The organism is Paraburkholderia sp. GV068 (genome assembly GCF_003058125.1).
GTDB classification, from domain to species: domain Bacteria; phylum Pseudomonadota; class Gammaproteobacteria; order Burkholderiales; family Burkholderiaceae; genus Paraburkholderia; species Paraburkholderia graminis.
On record NZ_QBUB01000004.1, the window covers coordinates 13,487 to 31,470 of the forward strand.

At 62.0% G+C, this 17,984-nt stretch carries 15 protein-coding genes; 6 read left to right on the forward strand and 9 right to left on the reverse strand.

Going from position 1 to position 17,984, the window contains the following annotated elements; genetic code table 11:
* Positions 1-70: 70 nt before the first annotated feature.
* A complete protein-coding gene (locus tag C8K18_RS10090; protein WP_006046943.1) occupies positions 71-1,534 on the reverse strand; it encodes a M20 family metallopeptidase in 1,464 nt (487 codons plus the stop codon).
* Between the two features lie 218 nt (positions 1,535-1,752).
* On the opposite strand from C8K18_RS10090, the gene C8K18_RS10095 reads away from it, so the two are divergent.
* A complete protein-coding gene (locus C8K18_RS10095) occupies positions 1,753-2,064 on the forward strand; it encodes a superinfection immunity protein (RefSeq protein ID WP_006046942.1) in 312 nt (103 codons plus the stop codon).
* Positions 2,065-2,098: 34 nt separating this feature from the next.
* Here the strand turns inward: C8K18_RS10095 and C8K18_RS10100 are convergent, their stop codons facing one another.
* From C8K18_RS10100 to C8K18_RS10110, 3 genes are all read right to left on the reverse strand, one after another.
* The gene (locus tag C8K18_RS10100) at positions 2,099-2,368 is read right to left on the reverse strand and encodes a YodC family protein (RefSeq protein WP_006046941.1); all 270 of its coding nucleotides are present in this window, start codon (positions 2,366-2,368) and stop codon (positions 2,099-2,101) included.
* Between the two features lie 495 nt (positions 2,369-2,863).
* Entirely contained in the window at positions 2,864-4,468 is a 1,605-nt protein-coding gene (locus C8K18_RS10105) for an MFS transporter (protein WP_107707386.1), read from the reverse strand.
* Positions 4,469-4,498: 30 nt separating this feature from the next.
* A complete protein-coding gene (locus C8K18_RS10110) occupies positions 4,499-5,137 on the reverse strand; it encodes a TetR/AcrR family transcriptional regulator (RefSeq protein WP_006046939.1) in 639 nt (212 codons plus the stop codon).
* A gap of 450 nt (positions 5,138-5,587) precedes the next feature.
* Between C8K18_RS10110 and C8K18_RS10115 the strand changes: the two genes are divergently transcribed.
* Both C8K18_RS10115 and C8K18_RS10120 read left to right on the forward strand, forming a co-directional pair.
* Positions 5,588-8,002 carry a filamentous hemagglutinin N-terminal domain-containing protein gene (locus C8K18_RS10115; protein ID WP_107707387.1) on the forward strand — a complete coding sequence of 805 codons (2,415 nt, stop codon included), beginning with the start codon at positions 5,588-5,590 and terminating at the stop codon, positions 8,000-8,002.
* Between the two features lie 219 nt (positions 8,003-8,221).
* Positions 8,222-9,667 carry a DEAD/DEAH box helicase gene (locus C8K18_RS10120; protein ID WP_107707388.1) on the forward strand — a complete coding sequence of 482 codons (1,446 nt, stop codon included), beginning with the start codon at positions 8,222-8,224 and terminating at the stop codon, positions 9,665-9,667.
* A 76-nt stretch (positions 9,668-9,743) separates the two neighbouring features.
* Here C8K18_RS10120 and C8K18_RS10125 read toward each other — a convergent pair whose 3' ends face one another.
* Positions 9,744-10,625 carry a LysR family transcriptional regulator gene (locus tag C8K18_RS10125; protein WP_107707389.1) on the reverse strand — a complete coding sequence of 294 codons (882 nt, stop codon included), beginning with the start codon at positions 10,623-10,625 and terminating at the stop codon, positions 9,744-9,746.
* Between the two features lie 294 nt (positions 10,626-10,919).
* Between C8K18_RS10125 and C8K18_RS10130 the strand changes: the two genes are divergently transcribed.
* Genes C8K18_RS10130 through C8K18_RS10140 form a run of 3 tightly spaced genes read left to right on the forward strand, consistent with a single transcriptional unit; the run spans position 10,920 to position 12,751 of the window.
* Complete coding sequence (locus C8K18_RS10130; RefSeq protein WP_029965688.1) at positions 10,920-11,414, forward strand: SRPBCC domain-containing protein; 495 nt, start codon at positions 10,920-10,922, stop codon at positions 11,412-11,414.
* A gap of 27 nt (positions 11,415-11,441) precedes the next feature.
* Positions 11,442-11,951, forward strand: coding sequence for an SRPBCC domain-containing protein (locus C8K18_RS10135; protein WP_029965690.1), 510 nt, complete (start codon positions 11,442-11,444; stop codon positions 11,949-11,951).
* A 5-nt stretch (positions 11,952-11,956) separates the two neighbouring features.
* Positions 11,957-12,751, forward strand: coding sequence for an SDR family NAD(P)-dependent oxidoreductase (locus C8K18_RS10140; RefSeq protein ID WP_107707390.1), 795 nt, complete (start codon positions 11,957-11,959; stop codon positions 12,749-12,751).
* A 19-nt stretch (positions 12,752-12,770) separates the two neighbouring features.
* On the opposite strand, the gene C8K18_RS10145 is transcribed toward C8K18_RS10140, so the two are convergent.
* The 4 genes from C8K18_RS10145 to C8K18_RS10160 form a co-directional block, all read right to left on the reverse strand.
* Positions 12,771-13,949 carry an alpha-hydroxy acid oxidase gene (locus C8K18_RS10145; RefSeq protein WP_107707391.1) on the reverse strand — a complete coding sequence of 393 codons (1,179 nt, stop codon included), beginning with the start codon at positions 13,947-13,949 and terminating at the stop codon, positions 12,771-12,773.
* On the reverse strand, positions 13,949-15,619 hold the full coding sequence (locus C8K18_RS10150) for a thiamine pyrophosphate-binding protein (protein WP_107707392.1): 1,671 nt from the start codon (positions 15,617-15,619) through the stop codon (positions 13,949-13,951). The genes C8K18_RS10145 and C8K18_RS10150 overlap by 1 nt, the downstream gene beginning before the upstream one ends.
* Before the next feature lie 72 nt (positions 15,620-15,691).
* Complete coding sequence (locus C8K18_RS10155) at positions 15,692-17,062, reverse strand: MFS transporter (RefSeq protein WP_006046927.1); 1,371 nt, start codon at positions 17,060-17,062, stop codon at positions 15,692-15,694.
* Between the two features lie 113 nt (positions 17,063-17,175).
* On the reverse strand, positions 17,176-17,982 hold the full coding sequence (locus C8K18_RS10160) for an enoyl-CoA hydratase/isomerase family protein (protein ID WP_006046926.1): 807 nt from the start codon (positions 17,980-17,982) through the stop codon (positions 17,176-17,178).
* Positions 17,983-17,984: the final 2 nt, after the last annotated feature.

Here is a 17,984-nt window from a genome sequence, read left to right on the forward strand (position 1 = left end):
GAGCGCTCGAGTTGGGCACTTATCGGCAGCGAAAATTAGCAACGAAGATCAGCAACGAAAATCCGCCCCCTCAAGGCGCGGCTGCAATCACCTCAGCCACCGCCGCCGTAAGTTTCCTGCCATACGGCACATGCAGAAACTCATTCGGGCCGTGTGCATTCGACTTCGGTCCCAACACGCCGCACACCATGAATTGCGACTTCGGGAAGCCCGCCTTGAGCACGTTCATCAGCGGGATCGTGCCGCCCTGCCCCATGTAGGCGACATCGGCGCCGTAATGCTCGCGCGATGCGTCGTTGAGCGCGGTGGCGAGCCACGGCGCGAGGTCGGGCGCGCTCCAGCCGCTCGCCGCGCCCGCGTCCGGCTTGAACGTCACCTTCGCGTTGTACGGCGGGTCGAATTCGAGCAGCGCCTTGAGTTCCGCGACGGCCTTCTCCGCTTCGATCAGCGGCGGCAGCCGCAGCGACAGCTTGAATGCGGTACGCGGACGCAGCACATTGCCGGCGTCGGCGAGCGCGGGCAAGCCGGCCGCGCCGGTCACCGACAGCGACGGACGCCACGTCGAATTGAGCAACGCCTCTTTCGGATCGGTCGTGGTGGGCAGCACCTGACGGCCGTCCTGGCCGCAAGCCCACGGCAGCTTCTTCCACACATCGTCGCCGAGGATTTGTGCAGTGGCTTCGGCTTCACGCAGACGGTCGGCGGGAATCGGGCTGTGAAAACCCTTCGGCAGCAGCGTGCCGTTAGCGGCGTCTTCAAGCCGGTCGAACAGTTGCCGCATGATGCGGAAGCTCGACGGCGCGATGCCGCCGTAGCCGCCCGAGTGGATGCCTTCGTCGAGCACCTGCACCTCGAGATCGCCGGCGACGAGTCCGCGCAGCGACGTCGTAAGCCACAATTGATCGTAATTGCCCGCGCCCGAATCGAGGCACACGACGAGCCCGACGTTGCCGAGCCGTTCGCGCAGCGCGTCGACGTAAGGCAGCAGATCGTAGCTGCCGGACTCCTCGCAGGTTTCGATCAGGCCGACGCAGCGCGGCCGCTCGACGCCTTGCGCGTCCAGCGCGGCGATCGCGGTGATGCTCGCGTAGATCGCGTAGCCGTCGTCGGCGCCACCGCGCCCATAGAGCTTGTCGTTCTCGAGCTTCGGCGTCCACGGACCCAGGTCGCTGCGCCAGCCGTCGAACTCCGGCTGCTTGTCCAGATGGCCGTACAGCACGATGGTTTCGTCGCTGCCGGAACGCGTGGCCGGCGTCTCGAAGAAAATCACCGGCGTGCGGCCCGGCAAGCGCACGATCTCCAGCTTCAGGCCGCGCACCGGCTGCTGCTCGACCCATTGCGCGGCGTCGGTAATCACGCGCTCCAGGTAACCGTGCTTGACCCACTCGGGATCGAACGCCGGGCTCTTGGCCGGCACTGCGATGTAGTCGGTCAGCGCGGGCACGATCTCGTCGTTCCATTTGCGGTCCACGAACTCGCGGAGCGTGTCGGGATTAAGGCGCTGCGTCTGCTGGGTCGTATCGTCGGAGATCATGGTCGCGGTCCGTAACGGTTTCGTTCACTCGAAACGAACATGATAGTCCTGATGGCGAATGTGCTGAAGGGCTCGTCGCTCATCGGTGCAACGCAGCGCGGGGCTGCACGCGCGGAAGCCTTTCAACGAAGCTGCACGTGGCAAACAATCGCGCGACAATCGATGTGAGGTGCCTACGTCGCGTAAGACACGCAGGTCGCGTTTCGGGGAGGCGGCATATGAATGAGCGTGTTGCCATTCAGATCATCGCCGTGGTGATCGCGCTGGCGCTGTATTTCCTGCCGGCGATTCTGGCCGACCGCCGCAAGCGCGTCGACGTGCTGACGCTCGCGCTGTTCAACGCGTGCATGGGCTGGACGGTGCTTGGCTGGCTGCTCGCGCTCTACTGGGCGTTGCAGCCGAACCCGCCGAAGGATCTCGCGGGCGAGGTGGTGGAAAAACGGAAGCTGGTGCGGATGCGCGCGTTTTCGTCCGCGCTGCTGCTACGCGTGCAAAGACGCGACACGGCGCGCGATCATCCCGACAGATAACAAGCGCGCAGCCGTGCGCTCACAGACGACGGCCTTACGCCGCGCGGCCGATCCGGTTCCACTGCACGGAGCCGGCCGGAATGCAGCGCGGCTCGGCGCGCACGCTGGAAGGCGAAAACATTTCGCGACGCAGTTCGCCGTGGTCGTCGAACCATTCGCAGATCAGCCACTCGCCAGGATTGAGCGCCACCGGTCCCGCATACGTGACAGTCATGCGCGGGCCTCCGTCTTTCAACGTGACGACGTCGCCGGCGGTGAAGCAGGCGGGCGGCGCGGCAAGTGCGTCAATGGTAGCGGTTAGCATTTTCAATCCTCTACGGAACCGTTGGCAGTATTTGAATGATTGCGCCAGGCATCGGTCCGACTTGTTCAGGACCGACTGAAGAACACCTCTAAAGCGCGTTCAGATTAACAATCGAAATTAAAGACGGCAAGCGCTTTTTATTGAAAGCGATTTCATAGCGGCGATAAAGACATTATGACGCACTGCAATTGCGGGTTAAACCGGAGGCGCTCCCCGCAAGGCCCGCGGACAGCCGTGTGCGGGAGCGCACAGACCGCAAGAATTACTGCCACGGGCCGTGGTGCGGGTAGAAACTGCATGGCCAAAAATGCTTCATAAGTGAAACAGATTTCGGCGCGGATAACGACATGATGCTATTTGCCAGCGATTCTCAATTACCTATGAATGACTCGCTCATCGGTAAATGCGCTGCAATTAAAAATGAAAACCGTGTGAAACAGCTTTATAATTTTCGCGATGTTATAGCGATGAAAACGATTACCTGGCGCGTCGTTTTCAAAGCGTGCGCGCCGAGCGCCGCAACACGAGCTGCTGATGGCGCACGAGCAGCACGCTCAAGCCGATGCAAACAAACATCAGCACCGCGTTAATGGCCAGGCTCAACTGGAACGCGTGGGCGTACGCGGCCGGCGTCGAACCTGCGCCGCTCCCGCCGAGTGCGCCGAAGAATGCGCCGCTGATCGCTGCGGTGCCGAAAGCCGAGCCGATCTGCAAGGTCGATGAAACCACGCCCGACGCAAGCCCCGCTTTTTCGGGTGCGACTTCGAGCAGCACGATGCGCATGATCGACGGTAGCAGCAAACCATGACCGACGCCCGCGCACACGAGACCCGCGTAGAACGCGAGGTCCGGCGCGGCGGCTTCGCTTGCGGCCCAGCCGGTTATCGTGAAGCCTAGCGTCATCATCGAAAAGCCCAGCGTGAGCACATGCCCGCCGATGCGCTTCACGACCGCCGGCGAAGTCAGCGGCCCGATCACGAAGCCGATCGCGAACGGCATGATGGCGATACCGGACGCGAGCGGCGTCCAGTGAAGGCCGGTTTGCAGATAGATGCCGTAGGTCAGGAAAAACGCGCTGTTGCAATAGAACAGAAACGCGAGCACGAGGCCGAGCGCGAACGCGCGGTTGCGGAACAACTGCAGATCGACGAGCGGATGCCCGCCGCCGCGCTCCACGCGCTTTTCGGTGGCGACGAAGAGCGCGAACGCCGGCACCGCGAGCGCGAACATCGCGAAGGTCCATGCTGGCCAGCCGGCTTCGCGACCGTGCGTCATCGGATAGATCACGAGCAGCAACACTGCGGAAAGCAGCGCGACGCCCTTCATGTCGAGGCCGGTGCGCGTGGCCGGCTGGTTCTCGGGCACGAACTTCCAGGTGCCGAAAAACGCCGCGACACCGATCGGAATATTGATCAGGAAGATGATTCGCCAGTCGAGGCCGAACGGGTGATACGTAATCAGCGCGCCGCCGCCAAGCTGCCCGACGATCGACGAGAGGCCGAATACGAAGCCGTAAAAACTCATCACGCGGGTTTGCTGATGCAGCGGCACGACGGCGCGGATCGTGGCGAGCACTTGCGGCGCCATGATCGCCGCGGCCATGCCCTGGACGATGCGCGAGATCACCAGCATGTGGCCGCTCGTCGCGAAACCGCACAGCGCCGACGCGATCACGAAGGCGGCCATGCCCGTCATGAACATGCGGCGCCGGCCGAACAGATCGCCGAGCCGTCCGCCGGTAATCAGCAGCACCGCGTACACCGACGCGTAGGCGGATACGACGAGTTGCAGTTGCGCGTCGGTCGCGTTCAGGCCGGTGCGAATCGACGGCAGCGCGAGGTTGACGATGAAGTAGTCGAGCGGCGCGAGAAAAGCGCCGACGAACAGCACGGCCAGCGCGAGCCCCTGGCGCGCGAAGCGCGGCGCGGGCGGGTCGGCCGCAGGCGCGGTGTGCGCGCCGTGCGCGGCGCTCGCCGCAACCGAGCCGGGACACACGGCGACACGCGAGGCGCTGCAACCTGCTGCGCGTGACACGCCGGCCAACGCAGCGGACGAAGAGGACGAGATAGACGAAGACGACGAAATAGGCTCAGATTTCATGACTGATCGTTCAATAAATCGGCAAAAAATTTAGACGAGGGCTCGCATCGCGACATCGACGATGCCGGTCAGCGCGTCTTCCTTGTGTGCGACGCGGCCCAGCACGCGCAGGCCCTGCATGACGCACAGCAGGAAATCGCCGACGGCTTTTTCGTCGAGCGTGGAATTGAATGCGCCGCTTGCCTGACCGCGGATCACCGATGCCGCCAGCAACGTAGCCATGCGGCGCTGGATGGCGGCGACGCGGCTGCGCAACTCGTCGTCGCCGGGCTGCATTTCGAGCGTGGTGTTGGTGATGAAGCAGCTACGCTCGCCGGACAACCCGCACGCGACCCGCGCGTAATGCAGCAATGCGTTGCGCAGCGCCTCTTCCGGCGGCACCGGCGCGTTCAGCCGCTCGGCGAGACGCGCCACCGAGCCCTCGGCGTAATGATCGAGCGCGGCGAGCATGATGCCGTGCTTGTCGCCGAATACGCCGTACAGACTGCCCCGCTGCAGACCGGTGGCTTTGCAAAGGTCGTCGATGGAGGTGGCGTGATAGCCGTGGTTCCAGAACACCTGGCTTGCGCTGGCGAGCACGGCGTGTGTGTCGAACTCGCGTGGCCGGCCGCGCGAGCCGATAGGTCCCGCCTTCTTCGGCGACGAATGGGGTTGACCGGTTGGCTTCATGCAACCGATATTATGACTAACCGTTCAACAAATCAACCCAGAATCTCGTAGGCTGCGCGGCGCGTGCATTGTCACTTGTCCCTGCACAATAGACCGCAAACATTGAGCAATAGCCTCGCAAACGCCGCTGGACTGCCGCGCATTAGACCTCGAAAAATGAAAGCTGTTTTGAATCTTTAGTGGTCGGCTGCTTTCGCGCAGGGTCGACCATGGATACTCACCGTTGCAATAGCTCCAGACGTCTTTGCCTCGCCCGCAGAGCCGCACCGACGCTCGATCAGCGTCTTTGGCTCTTGCGACAATAAGGCGCAAATAAGGCGCAAAACGCAGAGATATCGGCAGGCATGCACAGGGCCAGCAGCTATTCTTCAGACGCTGTGACCAACGCATTTGCGCTCGGCTCTGCGGGTCATCTGCAGCCCTTCCGCTCGTACGCGGAGAAGGGGGTGTATGTCACATCCAAAACTTCCTCGGCCTGCGCGACGCACACTGCGGCGTCAACATTCAAACGCAGCCTTCCTGCTGGCCATCGGCATTTCGCTGAGTGGACTGTCCCTGACACCTGTGGCGCTCGCGGCGGGCGGCCTTCCACAAGGCGGCACATACGTGGCCGGCACCGGCGCGATCGCAAGCCAGGGCAACGGCCTCCTGATCACGCAGCCAGGTTCAACGCGCGGGGTGATCGACTGGAACAGCTTTTCGATTGGCAAAACCAACAGCGTCACGTTCGATAACGGCTCCGGCGCGACGCTGAACCGGGTGACGGGTGGTTCACCCTCTGCCATCCTCGGCAGGCTCGGTGCGACGGGCAGCGTCTATTTGATCAATCCGCAGGGAATCGTCGTCGGACCATCGGGCGTTATTACGACCGGCGGACGTTTCGTTGCGTCGACGCTGGACATCTGCAACGACGCCTTCATGCAGGGCAGAGGATCGCTCACGCTGTCGGGCACCTCGAACGCATCCGTGATCAATCTCGGCAAGATCAGTTCGAGCGGCGGCGACATATTCCTGATTGCGCGACACGACGTCGTCAACGCCGGCACGGTCGCAGCGCTCAACGGCACGGCGGAGCTGGCCACGGGCGAGCAGGTGCTGCTGCAGGATTCGGCCGGCAGCAAGCAGGTGTTCGTGCAGACAGGCAGTCAGGGCACGGTCTCCAACAAGGGGCGGATAACCGCCGCGCAGGTCAGTCTGCAGGCCGCCGACGGCAACGTGTATGCGTTGGCGGGAAGAGGCACGCGTATCCGCGCGACGGGCACTGCGAGCCGCGACGGCCATGTGTGGCTCGTTGCCGACAGCGGCCGTGTCGGGCAGTTCGGCAAGATCGCCGCAAGCAACGCCGACGGCAGCGGCGGAACGGTCGACACGCAAGCAGCGCAACTGGAATTGGGCGGGCACGCGGTGGTGCATGCAGGCCAGTGGAATCTCTCGACGCCTGCTTTCACAATCGACGGCGCCGCTGCGCATGCGTTGCGGCGCAGCCTGAACTCGGGCACGTCTGTCGATATCACCGCGACGGGTGCCAACGGCGCGACGGGCGACCTGGGTGTCGCATCGAGCGTGCGCTGGCACGGTCCCGCTTCTCTCACGCTTGCCGCCTACCACGACGTCTCCATAGCGACGAGTACGACCCTCGCGAACGACGGCGCAGGCAATCTGACCTTGCGCGCCGACGCATCGGGCATCGACAACGGCGGCAGCGTCATCAACAACGGCACGATCGACTGGTCGAAGAGTACGGGCATCGTCCGCGCGCTCTACGACATGAACGGCAGCTATACCGCCGGGATAAACCTCGCAAACGCCGCATGGACAGCGGCTCCGTATAGCGGTCTCGTCACGCAGGTGACCGGCTATAAGCTGGTCAATTCGTTGACCGACCTGCAGGGCATCTCGCTCGACCTCGCGGGCAACTACGCACTGGGCAAGGATCTCGACGCCAGTGCGACCGATACCTCATTCGCTTTCTCTTCGGTCGGCAATGCCACCACTCCCTTCTCCGGACAATTCGACGGCATGGGCCACGTTATAGACAGGTTTTCACAGCGCGAACAAGGTTCGCCGGTGCCGGGGCTGGGACTGTTCGGTGTGATCGGGCCGACGGGAGTCGTGCGCAATGTGGGGATGACGAATGCGAAGCTCAGCACATATGTCTATTTTCCAGCGGGAATCGCGTTCGGCATTCTGGCCGGCCTGAACCAGGGCATGATCACGTACGCCTACACGAGTGGGACGCGCGGCACCGCATCGTTCGAAGGTGCGACGAGCGGTGGACTGGTGGGACGCAACGACGGCCTGATCGAGCGCTCGTGGAGCAGCGCGTTCGTCGGATCGGCCGGTTTGCTCGGCGGACTGGTCGGCCTCAATGAAGGGACAATTCTGCAATCCTATGCAACCGGCGTTGCGAGTGCGGGCAATCACGGCGTGGCCGGAGCGCTGGCAGGCTTCAACGGCGGGACCATCTCACAATCGTATGCAACGGGCACCTCGTATGGCAGTCTGAGCACCGGCGGCCTCGTCTATGAGAACGCCGGCACAATCGAGCAGTCGTTTGCGGCCGGGCTGGTGCAAGGTTATTGCTGCGCGCCGCCGGATACGCCCACCAGCTTCGGCGGCATCGCGGCGTACAACCACCCGGACCCCAACGCGGGGATCTCCGCCAACGTCTACTGGGACAAACAGACGACGACCCGCAGCGTCAGCGCCGGAACCGGCCCGCAACTGCCTGCATCCAACGGCCTCACCACCGCGCAGATGAGCGATCCGGCAAGCTTCGTCGGCTGGGACTTCGGACCGACCGGCGCGTGGGTCATGCCGGCCGGCGCGAGTCACCCTGTCCTGCGCTGGCAACCGGGCCATTAACCGGGCTATTGGCCGACCTATTCACTTTCGCACCGAGCCGCCCTTCCTTCATCCTGGCGGGATGTGCCTGGTTGCGGCCAGTGGCGCCTTTGCTGTTGATGCAATTTGCGCTGCCGCTGGCGGCAATACTGCTCAACGGTGTCTCGTAGTACAGCTTGCCAGCGCGGCGCAATCAGGCGGTAACCGCTAGAATCTGCGGTTTTAGACAGGAATACGCCAATGTCTTTTGCGTCGCTTGGCCTGATCGATCCCTTGCTGCGTAACATGCGGGACCTCAATTACCAGACACCTACGCCGGTGCAGGCCAAGGCGATTCCTGCTGTGCTGAGTGGCAAGGACGTCATGGCTGCGGCACAAACCGGTACTGGAAAAACGGCGGGTTTTGCGCTGCCGCTGTTGCAACGGCTGGTGCAACAGGGCCCGGCGGTGTCGAGCAACCGCGCGCGTGTTCTGGTGCTGGTGCCCACCCGTGAACTGGCTGAACAAGTGCTGCAAAGCTTTATCGATTACGGTAAAGGCCTCGATTTACGATTTCTGGCCGCCTACGGCGGTGTGAGTATCAACCCGCAGATGATGAAGTTGCGCAAAGGCGTCGACGTGCTCGTTGCCACGCCGGGCCGTTTGCTCGATCTCAATCGCCAGAACGCAGTGCAGTTCGATCAGGTACAAACGCTGGTACTGGATGAAGCCGACCGCATGCTGGATCTGGGCTTTGCGCGCGAGCTCAACGCTGTGTTCGCCGCGTTGCCCGCAGAGCGCCAGACGTTGCTGTTCTCTGCCACGTTTACGGATGATATCCGCGCCCTGGCGGCGGGCATTCTGCGTGGCCCCGTCGACATCAGCGTCAGCCCGCCCAATGCCACGGCCAGCAAAATCAGGCAGTGGGTGGTGCCGGTGGATAAAAGGAACAAGCCTGATCTCTTCATGCACCTTGTGGCTCAGAACAACTGGGAGCACGCGCTGGTGTTCGTCAAGACCCGCAATGGCGTGGATTACCTGGCGGCCATGCTGGATGAAGCGGGCTATGCGGTCGACACCATCCACGGCGACAAACCGCAACCCGCGCGCATGCGTGCGCTAGAGCGCTTCAAGACGGGCGAAGTCAATATGCTGGTCGCCACCGATGTGGCTGCGCGCGGGCTGGATATCGACGACCTGCCGCTGGTGATCAACGTTGATCTGCCGATCGCGGCGCAAGACTACGTGCACCGCATTGGCCGTACCGGCCGCGCTGGCGCCAGCGGCGTAGCGGTGTCCCTTGTGTGTGCCGACGAAGCGCCGCAACTGGCCGCGATTGAAGCGCTGATCCGGCAAACGCTGCGCCGTGAAGAGGAGCCGGGTTTTGAAGCCGAACACCGCGTGCCGCAAACCAGCGCGATGGGCGAGACCATCAAGAAACCCAAAAAGCCCAAGAAGCCCAAAGCGCCACAGGCTGCGCCGGGCGCCAGCCAACTGACCAGCAAAAAGCCGCGCCCGCAAATTGGCGAAAACAAACGCAAGCCTGCGGCGCAGCGCGCAGTGGCCGCGGATAAAGCCACAAGGTTGTCCAGCGGTAGTCCATTCAGCGTGCAAAAGCCGCGCAGCAAAGCCGCCAGCAAACCAGTTGCGAATTCAGCCAAGCCGGCTGGCAAACTCGCTGGTGGCCGCGGCAAACGCCAACCCTGATCCGTGGGGATGAGTAAGCGCAGCCCTGGAACAGCGTGGCGGCATGCGGCCAGCTTGCAGGCAAACCGTCCTGGAGCTAGATCCGCTCCGCGAGCGCACCGGCCAGAAAATCCGTCGCACTGCGCACGCGGGTCGGCACAAACCGTCGCTTGGGCCAGATCAAGCTGACCTCCCTTGGCTGCTGCACGAAATCATCCAGTACGGTGACGATGTCCGATTGCTGGAACTCGCCGACCAGCGAAGCGCGGTGAAACATGCCGATGCCGACGCCGGCCAGCACGCCCGCAAGAATCGTCTCCACGCTATTGGACGACAGATTGCCCCGCACCGGCAAATTGAACGGCCCCTGCGGCCCGGCGAACGGCCAGTCCGTCATCTCGCCATAGACCAGACAGTTGTGATCCGCGAGATCGGCAGGAGTACGAGGTACACCGTGCTGCTCGAAATAACGGCGCGATCCGGCGCACACGAGTGAGGTGGCAGCCACACGACGCACCACCGAATCGGGCTCTTCAACGGGACTCACGCGAATCGCAAGATCGATCCTGTCTTCCACCATATCCCGCACGGCGTCCGACAGCACCATATCGATGCGCAAGCCAGGATGTCGCGCCAGCAATCCGGGAATCAGTGGAAGCACGTGCAGGAGACCGAACGTCGAGGGCGCCGCGATCCTGATGAGGCCCGAAACCTCGAGCGTGGTGCTGGTCAGCTCGCTATCCGCCACCTGGATCTCGTCCACCAGTGGACGCATGCGGTCGTAGTACAGCCGCCCCTGATCGGTCAGCGTCACCTTGCGCGTACTGCGATGGAGCAGCGCCACGCCGAGGCGCTTTTCCAGCGCGTTCACGGCCTTACTGATGGCGGACTGCGACTCGCCAATCCTTCGCGCGGCTGCGGAAAAGCCGCTTGCCTCCACGACGGCAAAAAATGCGTTCAATTCGTCAAACCGATCCATCCCGCGACTCCGGCTACGTCCATTCGACAACTAATTCCAGTGTGGAATAGATCCTATGATAGTTCGCGTGATTATCATTCGATTCGGCGCAAATTACTATTCTCCGCAAGCTGACTCAAAGCAGGAGAACAAAGATGACCTGGGCTCGCTCCGCGTAGGCGGCTCGCTCGTACAGGCGAGAGGCCACAACTGGGCGCCGCTCATCTTCCAGCATCTCATCAAACCCGAGTGAGTCCCGCGCCGGGCCTCCGTCGGCAGCATCAAAATCCATCGCTCACCCGTTAGAGAACCACCATGTACGAAACAATCAAGTGGCCCGAGGAGATGAAACCGAGCCGCTCTCCGATCCATTTCACCAACGAGCTCGAGGTCTCGGCATCGGTCGAAACAATCTGGTCCCTGCTCACCGATTTCAACTCCTGGCCAGCTTTCTATCCCGGTGTTCAGCACGTGCAGCCGCTTGACGGAGGCGATCACTTTGGCCTTGGTACGACATTCGAGACGAACCTCGCCGGCCAGGACGTCTTCGCATCCGTGCAGGAGTTCGAGCCGATGACCCGCATCGCGTGGGGCGGCTATCCCAAGGTCTCCACAGCGTCCAGGGCCTACCACGCCTGGATCATCACGCCTACCGCAAGCGGGTGTCATCTGTGGACCGAAGAGACGATGCAGGGACCGCACTGGCTGGAACTCGCGAAGCAGGCACCCGATGCGTTCTGGCTCACCCACGAGAAGCTGCTCAGGAACCTCGCCCAGATCGCCACCGCGCGTGAGCATTCCCGTGGCTAACCCAACCGAAAAAGAGGGATTCGATACATGATCGACAAAGTCAACTGGCCGGAACGCTATGACCCGCGTACCTCGGCAATTTACGCGCTCAACGACATCGACGTGAAAGCGCCACCGGAAGTGGTCTGGAAACTGCTCGTCGACGCCGAGCGCTGGTCGCGATACTTTCCGGCCGAAGATCAGGTCCGGATATTGTCCGGCGAGTCGGAACTCGCGCTCGGCACACGCTACAGCCGCGTGACGGTCGGCTATCCGATGTCACTGGTCGTCACTGAATGCGTGCCGAATCGCCGGCTCGCGTGGGCCACAACGGTCGATGGCGATGAAACGGGTTCGAGCGCCTATCACGGCTGGGTGATCACGCCGACGAAAGAAGGTTGTCATCTGCTGACCGAAGAGACACAGCAAGGCCAGTTCTTTGTGGAACTGATCGGTAGCAGACATCCTGGCGCGCTCTATCGCTATCACCAGGATTGGGTCGAATGCCTCGCCCGGGCCGCCGAAGCAGAACTAGAAGTAGAAGCAGAACGGAGATAAGCGCTATGAAGATCGAACTCAATGGCCGCAAGGCAATCGTTACGGGCTCCACTGCCGGCATCGGACGGGCAATTGCCGAAGGGCTCGCGCGCGCGGGCGCTGCGGTCGTACTTAATGGCCGAACCCAGGAGCGGGTCGATGCTGCGCTGCGCGAGATGCGCGCCATTCTGCCGACTGCGGAATTGACCGGCATTGCCGCCGACGTCGCGACACCCGAAGGCTGCGCGGCCCTGTTTGCACACGCGCCGGAGGCCGACATTCTTGTCAACAACGCAGGCACAGCGCGGCTAAACGACTTTTTCGCACAGGACGACAGCGAATGGCTCGACCTCTTCCAGCTCAACGTGATGAGCGGCGTTCGCACCGCCCGCTATTACGTGCCCAAAATGGCGAAGCGGGGCTGGGGGCGCGTCGTGTTCGTCAGTAGCGAGTCAGGGCTGAATATCCCCAAAGAAATGATCGACTACGGCGTGACCAAGACCGCGATGCTCGCGGTGTCGAGGGGGCTGGCCGAACTGGTTGCCGGTACAGGCGTGACCGTCAATGCCGTGCTGCCCGGCCCGACCAACTCTGAGATCCTTTCGAACTGGATGAAGGCGACCGCGCGAGAGCAAGGGATCACGCAAGAGCAGGCTGAACAACAGTTCCTGAAGAACTCGCGGCCCACATCGCTGATCAATCGTTTCGCCACTACGGACGAAGTTGCGAACATGGTTGTGTATGCATGCTCGGAGCAGGCGTCCGCCACGACGGGTGCAGCATTGCGTGTCGATGGGGGCGTGGTTCGTTCAATTGCGTGATTGCATGGGCAGATATTCACTATCCATGAGCCGCATGCCACGACTCACGCGAAACCTCCACAACAAAGTCCCTATTGAGGTTCTCGATCCTCGGACATCCCAGCAATGCGAGGTCTACGTCGATCTCTCTTCTTAGCAACTGCAACGCATGCCGAACGCCCGCATGACCGCCGACGGCCAGGCCGTACATCGCTGGTCTGCCCACGAGGACCATACGCGCTCCCAGCGACAGCGCCTTTATAACGTCTGTGCCGCGGCGAACGCCACTATCGAGGATAACCGGCATGTCGCCGGCAACGGCAGTAATGGCCGGAAGCGCATCGAGCGTTGCAAGCGCGCCGTCGAGCTGCCGCCCGCCGTGATTGGAAACAATAATGCCGTCCGCGCCTGCCTGTTTGGCCCGCAGGGCATCGTCGGGATGAAGGATTCCCTTCACCACCAGAGTCCCTTTCCACTGACTTCGAATCCAGTGGATGTCGTTCCAGCAGAGCGCTGCACGGCCACTGCGGTGGTCGCCGGTCGCGCCGGTGATGATCGGTCCGCCCCGGTTGGCCGTGAAGTTTTCGAAATGCGGAACACCTTGCGTAAGCAACGTGCGTCCAAACGTCGACAGAAGCCATCTGGGCCTTGCCAAACCACCATAGACCAGGCGGCGGCTTAGCCGCAGCGGTACGCTGAAACCGTTGCGCAGTTCGTTTTCCCGTTGCGCGGCCAATGGCACGTCAACAGTAATCACAAGAACACCGAACCCGGCCCTTTCGATACGCGCGAGCAATGGCGTGATCGTCGATCGGTCGGCACTCAAATACCCCTGATACCAACTGCCGGGTGCTGCCATTGCCACCTTTTCGAGGGGAACGGTCGACGCTGCGCTCAGAACGAAGGGCACTTTCGCGTCGCGAGCGGCCGCCGCGAGTTGCAGGTCACCCTCATAGGCACAGAGCCCGGCGAGCCCCATCGGCGCTATTCCCACCGGAGACGTGTAACGTTGCCCAAAAATCTCCACTTCTTGCGAGCGCTCGGCGACGCCAGTGAGCATTCTCGGTACGAGTACCCAACGATTGAAAGCCGTGCGGTTTCCCACTACGGCGCGGTGGTCTTCCGCGCCACCGCTTACATAGCCGAAGATGCTGGCCGGCAGCCGCCGGGACGCGCTTCGCTCCAGGTCCGCGATCGACAGGTGATTGCTGAGACGCATCAGACCCCCGGACCGATAATCATATTTGGCGTGAGCAGGTTGGGATCGGTGCGCAGGACGAGAACTGCCGGGCGGCCTGCCTCGCGTGCGCGTTGGAATGCGTCTGGAAAGTCCACCGTGCGCTCAACGCTTTCCGCGTAAGCACCATAAGCGCGTGCAAGTCCGAAAAAATCGGGACTCTGCAATGTCGTGCCAATGACCCGCCCAGGATAGTGACGATGTTGATGCATTCGAATGCTGCCGTACATGCCGTTATCGACAACGATCACAATGACTCGCGCATCGTACTGCACGGCAGTTGCCAGTTCCTGACCGGTCATGAGGAAGCATCCATCTCCGGCGAAACAGACCGCAGGCCGATCAGGTTTCTGAAGCGCCGCGGCGATGGCGGCGGGCAATCCATATCCCATCGCGCCACTCGTTGGAGCAAGCTGAGTGCGCCAACCGCGATAACGGAAGAATCGTTGAACCCAGAGTGTATAGTTGCCCGCGCCGTTGCTTACGATCGCATCCTCGGGCAACGCTTCGTCGATGTGAGCCATGACAGCGCCCAGATCGATTGAACCGCTATTAGGGGGAGGCGCACGTCGAGCCTCATAGTCGGCGTGCGCGGCCTGCGTCCATTCGGCCCACACGGGCTTTGTCGGCGATTCAAGCCTGGCGACGGCCCGCGCAAATTCCGCCATGCCCGAATTGACGGGAAGATCCGCCCGGTACACACGTCCCAGCTCGTTCGCGTCGCGATGCACATGCACGAGCTTCACTGCGGGCGTTGGGATAGAAAAAAGCTCGTAGCCGAGTGTGCTCGTCTCGCCGAGGCGAGGTCCAATCGCAAGCAGCAAATCCGCTTCCCGTAAGCGCGCGGCAAGCGCCGGGTCCATTCCCAGACCCGCTTCGCCGGCGTAATGTCGATCGCGGTTGTCATACAGGTCTTGTCGCCGGAATGTGCAGACAACCGGCAAATCGAACCTGGTCACGAACTGGCGCAGATCGTCGCAGGCCTCGCGGCTCCAGGCCCCGCCGCCGAGAAGAACGATCGGCTTGCATGCCTCGGACAGCAGCTTCTCAACGCGGGCCAACTGTTCGCTCGCCGGTTGCATCGTGATCGTCTGATAAGGGAGTGGGGGCACGACCTTTTCTACTGGTGCCGTCTCAACGAGCATGTCTTCGGGCAAGGCGATCACCACAGGCCCTGGACGGCCCGACGTTGCGACGTGGAAGGCGCGGCTGATCAACTCGGGGATCCGGGCTGCCGAATCGATTTGAGTGACCCACTTGGCCACCTGGCCAAACATCTGCCGGTAGTCGATTTCCTGCCACGCTTCCCTCTCGAGCGTATCGCGTGCGACTTGCCCAACAAAAACGATCATGGGCGTGGAATCTTGCCGCGCGGTGTGTATTCCGATTGATGCGTTTGTCGCCCCTGGCCCTCGCGTCACGAAACAGACGCCAGGTCGATTGGTCAGCTTGCCATGCGCCTCCGCCATGTTCGCGGCTCCACTCTCGTGCCTGCAAACCACGAGCTTGATGTCATCTGCGACATCGTACAGAGCGTCCAGCACCGCCAAAAAGCTCTCGCCTGGAACGGTGAAGATCGTGTTGACCGACTGCGCACGCAATGCATCGACCAGGATGCGTGCGCCGGTAATGTCCCGGTTTTCGTTTGCCATACGTGTCTTTTGAAAAACAGTCAGAGTTTCGTCAGTCGCCCGTCCAGCACCAAAGCTTCGCATCGCTAATCGTCATGCTCCAGGCATGCCGGCTTCGCTTCTTCGGCTCGCCTCCAGGTTGCCTCGTGTTTCCGGAACGATGAATGCCCCGACGAGGAAGAGCGCCGAAACACCGAGAAGAAACCACGACAGCGTCGCGGGCAACTGCTGCTCACTTGCTGAGAGAAGCGAGACGAACGTCGGCATCATGCCGCCAAGCGCAAATCCGATATTCCACGAAAGCCCGGTGCCGCTCGCCCGAATCGCTGTGGGGAAGCGCTCATTCAGAAAGATCAGCAGCGGCGCGTAACTTGCCCCGCCGAGAACTGCGAGGAGCAGCGTGTAGCCCGCCAATAGAGGCACGCTGTCTGTCTTCGTCATCAATATGTACAGGATGGGAAGCAGTGCAAGGCGCAGAACGCCCGCTCCGATGAATACTTTCTTTCGGCCGAAAAAGTCACTCGCCGCACCGATTGCTATCGCTGCTGCTATTGAAAGCAAACCAGTCGCCATGAGAATGGTTGAAGTCGTACCGTTCGGCAGGTGCTTGACGACCTTCAGGAAGGTCGGCAAATAGCCAGAGCAGAGGTAATAACCCGCACCGCTAGACGTTGTCATGATGACGTTGACGATCATGACCCGGCGATATTCGGAGGAAAAGAGTGTTCGCAGCGGCGAAGATTGCTTCGACACGGCGGCCTTGCGTGCAGCCTTTCGCGCATGCTGCTCTTTCCAGAACGGAGACTCCTCGAGTCTCAGGAACAACAGCGCGCCGAGGAGCGAGGTTATCAATCCGGCAAAGAACATGACGCGCCATCCCCACACTTCGAATTGCGGACCCGGAAACAGCGCCGACGCGATGAAAAAGACAATAGAGGCAAGCAGTCCGCCGATGCCGGCCCCACCCCCGCCGATCAGGCCCGAAACCGCGCCTCGCCAGTGAGGCGGCACGGATTCCGTCCCCAACGTGTGCGAGGAAGCAACGACACCGCCCACAAACACGCCCTGCACCAGGCGAAGAAGCACAAACAGGATGGGCGCTATGACACCAGCCTGTGCAATCGTCGGCAGCGTCCCAAACACGGCCGTGCTTATGCCCACGCCGAACACGGCAATCTGCATTGCACGCTTGCGCCCATTCCGGTCCGCGTACGATCCAAAGAGAGCGGAGCCGATGGGCCGCATCAGCAGCGTCACGGCGAACGACGCATACACGCCTGCGAGAGACAGCGTTGGATGATCCGATGGAAAGAACAGTTTGCCGACGACAGGCGCGACATACAGCAGAATGAACAGGTCAAACAGGTCGAGCGCCCATCCAAAACAGGATGCGGCGGCGGCTATAACAATGCTTCTATTGCTTTGCGTCGCCGTATTCCGCGCGCCAGCTAATGTCGTTTCCATCAATTGTCTCCTTCAATGTACGTCGCCAGAAACGTCAAGGTGTTGCCGGTAGCCGTTGTCCGCGGCGTCATGTTTGTTTGTTGTTGTGCTGCGGATGGCTGAGTGCTTCGGGCCTAGCTGCCGCGAAACACCGGTTTGCGCTTGCCGTGGAAAGCCTCCACTCCCTCGCGGAAATCGTCCGACGCGCGCAGCCGGCTATAGCAATGCCCTTCGAGTTCGATCGCAATCGAGAGCGGCGAGTCTTCCGTATCGTTCAGCAGCTTCTTCGCGGTGCGTTGCGCGAGCGGCGAGAACGCGCGCAGTTCGTCGACGAGCGCATCGGTCGCCGACTCCAGTTCCGCATCGGCTACGCAGTCCACCGCGATGCCCCAGTCGTACGCCTGCTTGCCCGGGATGCGGCGCGAGCGCATCACGATGTCCTTCGTGCGGCCGATGCCGACCATCGACTGCAAACGCGCCGAGCCGCCCGAGCCGGGAATCTGGCCGAGCTTCTGCTCCGGCAGCGCATAAAACGTCGTATCGGTGACGATGCGGAAATCGCATGCCAGCGACAACTCGAAGCCCACGCCGAAGCAGAAGCCGCGATTCGCCGCGATCACCGGTTTCGAGCAGCGCGCGGGCGCCGCGATATTCCACGCGAGCTTCGATACGTGTTCCGGCGACGCTTCCAGAAAGCCCTTGATGTCGCCGCCGCTCGAGAAGTGCTCCCCCTTCGCGCGCACGACGATCACGCGCACGCGGTCGTCCTCGTCGAGGGCTTCGAACACGGCGCGCAACTGGTCGCGTGCGTGCATCGAAATGACGTTGAACGGCGGACGGTGCAGCACGATGTCCGCGCGCTCGCGCTGCGCGTCGATGTCGACCGAGAAGCCGTCGAGATCTTGCAGCAGCGTCTGGCCGCGGTGGTTGAGATCGCTCATTG